The organism is Bellilinea sp. (assembly GCF_034432615.1).
GTDB lineage: Bacteria > Chloroflexota > Anaerolineae > Anaerolineales > Anaerolineaceae > Bellilinea.
Map to the genome: position 1 here is coordinate 1 of NZ_DAOUBL010000171.1, position 3492 is coordinate 3492.

Genomic DNA, 3492 nt, shown 5'->3' on the forward strand with positions numbered 1-3492 from the left:
ATGCCAGATGCGGTCCTCGCGCCCAAAGAGCAGCTGCGCCGCCACCATGCCGAAAACCGCCATGGTCTTACGCCCGCTCACCAGGCTGAGGTGCACCCGCTGACCGGCAAAGCGCGCCGCCCGAATGTGCGCATACAGCGCGCGCAGCAAAGCCCAGATATCGGCCTGCGTGGCAATATCCAGCACCGGGCGGGTGCTTTCGCTGAGCGCCACCAGGCGCAAACGCAACCCCGGGTAGGCAACTGGAAACTCCCCGGCCAAAGTTTGCGCCGCCTGCAAAATGGGCTGCGCCTGTGTATGAATGACAATCACCTCTTCTATCGGGTAACCCTGCTGCAAAAGCCAATCCAACAGCCAGGTAACCCCCTGCGGCTCGCTGCTAAGCGTGGAAATGAGAAGATCACCCATGAATTACATTTTGTAATTACATCACCGATTCAGAAAACAAACCCAAACAAAACCAGTTTAGCCAAAAACCCGCCCTTACGCAAGCCAAAGGGACGCCGAATTTTCGGAACGTACTCATAAACCCAGCCAGTCATTTTCGCTCATAGAGCAGCCTGCCTTTTGTTAGAATTTCGCACAAAAAGGTATCTTTCTTTTGGATAGCAGCCTGTACTTCTGCGGGTGTCTTTACAACCAGATCTACCGGAAAGGCACGCGGCCGCATCAATCGAGAAACCAGCAAAAAACGCTCCGCCGCCGGCAAGTCAGTATCCATGATAATCAGCAGATCCACATCACTGTCGGGCGTCGGATTGCCATGTGCGTACGACCCGAACAAAATGATTTTATACGGGCGCAGTTCGCGCACCAGCCGCTCCACCACCTGCGGCAGGCTTTCAGCGACCGGCGGAAAACCGCGCGGCGCCGTTTTCTCATCCAGCCATCCTTCTTTCACCGCTCAAACCTCCAAGTGGATTATAACCCCAATCCGGCTAAGAAAAAGAATGTTTGGATGGGCAAACCGGCAGGAAGAAACAACCGGTCAGGATGAACCTCTCTCACCATTGACGGTAACGTATAGGTATTAATTCCTAAGCATTTTTAGGTATTTCTTCTGTTTGTCCGTGCACCGAAATCTTATATAATGAAAGCAGTTCGTTGTTTTCGGCCGCTTTGGCCGCTTCAGTGGGGATTGGTTCACAGGAGGTTTTCATGCCGTTGAATCTGGAATATACCGGTCATCCATTTTACGATGTCGGGCTGGCGACGCTGACCGCCTTTGCCCGCAAACAGCATCCCGCCGAGTTGGAGCCGGCCGACCTGCAGGCGGCTGCCGACTACATGAAGAAGAACTACGTGGTCAACCCGCTCAAGTCCTTCCTGACGGTGGCTTTTCCCAATTCGGGTTTCACCCAGCCGGCTTACGAAAAACAACCCGAAAAGCGCGTGATTTATGCCGATGCCGCGCTGTACGCCTTCAATGCTCCCCCCGGCGGGGAGCTCGACCCGCTCAACAACCGGCCGGCCGCCGAGGTGCGCTACGATGTCAAAGGCGAACTGCCGCCCGGGCGTGCTTACCGCCAGCACCTGCCCCTCCTCACCGGCGAAGGGGTGATCAACTTCTTCCCCTACGGCGACGCCGGTCTGCCGCTTTCCGGGGTGAGCATGCTGGCCGTGCAGGCGCTGCCGCTTGGCTGCGCCAAGGTGAACGGACGGCTGCTGGCCGTCCACAGCGATTCGCCCGCTCTGCTGCTCTACTTTGCGCGCACCTTTTTGGAAACCAACCGCCGGAATATCCAGCTGGCACAAACCGCTGGCGATTCCAAGCTGCCCGAAACCAGCCCCTATCAGCCGCGCACCCTGCTGATTGACCTGCTGCACGCCGCCGTCCGTCAGGCGGAAGACCGCGCCGCTGACCAACCCCTCACCCTGACCGCCTACCACTTCACCAACAGCGGACAGGGCGCCGAGCTGCAAATTTACCCGCTGCCCCTCGAAGTGGGCGCTTTCCTGCGCGCCGCCGCCGGCCCCGCCTACCGCGCCCAGTGGGAGGCTCTGGTGCAGCGCGGCTGGCAGCTTCCCCGTAGCGGGAAGGAGAATCAGCCGCACTACAATCGGCTCTACGAAGACCTGTTCAGCCTGCCCGATGCGGCGCCCGTCTTCATCCGCCGCTACTTCTTGCGCCGCCCGGCCAGCCGCAAAGACAAACTCGACCCCACCACCGAATACGACACCCGCCGCGAGGCAAACCTCATTTCCTGGTCGCTGACCGAACTCTTCTTAAGAAAGGTGATGCAAATGGAAAAAGAACGCATTGACTCAATCCGCTCGCTGGGCGATCAGCTCGCCCAATATGTGCTGCAGAGCAACGACCGCTCCTTCTTCAACACGTTTTGGATGGCGCGCAATTACGGACAGGTGCGCGCCGCGCTCATTCGTGCCTCGGCCCGTCAGGTGCGTAACCAGCACCCGCCGCTCATCGGGCTGGATCAATTCCTGAACGTCTTTGAGCAGTATGAGGACGTTCCCAACGGCGACTGGCGGCTGGGGCGCGATCTGGTGCTGATTCGTCTGCTGGAACGGCTTTACGAAATGGGCTGGCTGCAGCAGCACGCCGAAGAACTCCCCGAAGCCGAAGAAGACGCCGCCCAAGAAACCGATTAACCCAAAATACTCAATCCTTTCACCCATTCACAGGAGGAATTCAGCCATGTCTTTCGTCACCGGTTTGATTTTGATTGACGCCCCCGCCTCGGCCCTCAACAATCTGGGCAGCATCCCCGGCAGCCTGACCGATAACGCCGTCGGCGTGAAAGCCATCAACACCCGCGAAGGCGCCTACCCCTACGTTTCGGCGCAGGCCTTCCGCTACTGGCTGCGCGAAACGATCCGCGAACAGGTTGCCGAATGGCAAAATTCGCCCGTCTTTCGCGAAAAGAAAATTGCCTACACCGACGCCAACCCCATCCTCTACTGGGATGACGACCTGTTCGGTTACATGCGCGCTCCCTCAAAACAGACCGAAGCCGTTCAGCAGCGCGAACAGAGCGGGCTGGTTAGCAACGCTACCCCCACCGCCGAAACGGTCACCCGCGTTTCCCCCTTCCGCGTCAGCACCCTGGTTTCGCTCGGCCCGGTTCGCCTGATCAACGACTTCGGGGTCATGGCGCGTCAGGAGGGCGACCCCGTTCCGCACGAGCATCAGTTCTACCGCGCCACCCTGCAGGGGCTGTTCTCGCTTGATCTCAACGCGGCCGGCACCTTTACCTATGCCGACCGCACCGGCTACCTCAATCTGGATGAGCCGCGCATCCGCCTGGCAGAACAAAAGCAGCTCCAGCACCTGCCGGCGCTCAAAGCCTACCGCCTGCCGACCGCCGAACGCCTGCAGCGCGTGCGCGCTTTGTTCAGCGGCCTGGCGGCGCTCAGCGGCGGCGCCAAACAAACCCTGCACTATACCGATGTCAGCCCGGATATTGTCTTCCTCGCCGTCACCAAAGGCGGCAACAATTTATTCGGGCACATCTTTGGCAGTCAGGGCGAACG

The 3492-nt window shown here is 59.2% G+C and carries 4 protein-coding genes; 2 read left to right on the top strand and 2 right to left on the bottom strand.

The features are described from left to right. On the bottom strand, positions 1-408 hold a 408-nt coding region (locus VAE48_RS08065; protein ID WP_322792810.1), incomplete at its 3' end, for a CRISPR-associated ring nuclease. Positions 409-538: 130 nt separating this feature from the next. Further along, positions 539-901, bottom strand: a complete 363-nt coding sequence (locus VAE48_RS08070) for a nucleotidyltransferase domain-containing protein (protein WP_322792811.1) — start codon at positions 899-901, stop codon at positions 539-541. 257 nt (positions 902-1158) lie between these two features. On the opposite strand from VAE48_RS08070, the gene cas8a1 reads away from it, so the two are divergent. Both cas8a1 and cas7i read left to right on the top strand, forming a co-directional pair. After that, on the top strand, positions 1159-2610 hold the full coding sequence (cas8a1, locus tag VAE48_RS08075; RefSeq protein ID WP_322792812.1) for a type I-B CRISPR-associated protein Cas8b1/Cst1: 1452 nt from the start codon (positions 1159-1161) through the stop codon (positions 2608-2610). 46 nt (positions 2611-2656) lie between these two features. Next, the coding region (cas7i, locus tag VAE48_RS08080) for a type I-B CRISPR-associated protein Cas7/Cst2/DevR (RefSeq protein WP_322792813.1) at positions 2657-3492 on the top strand (836 nt) is incomplete at its 3' end.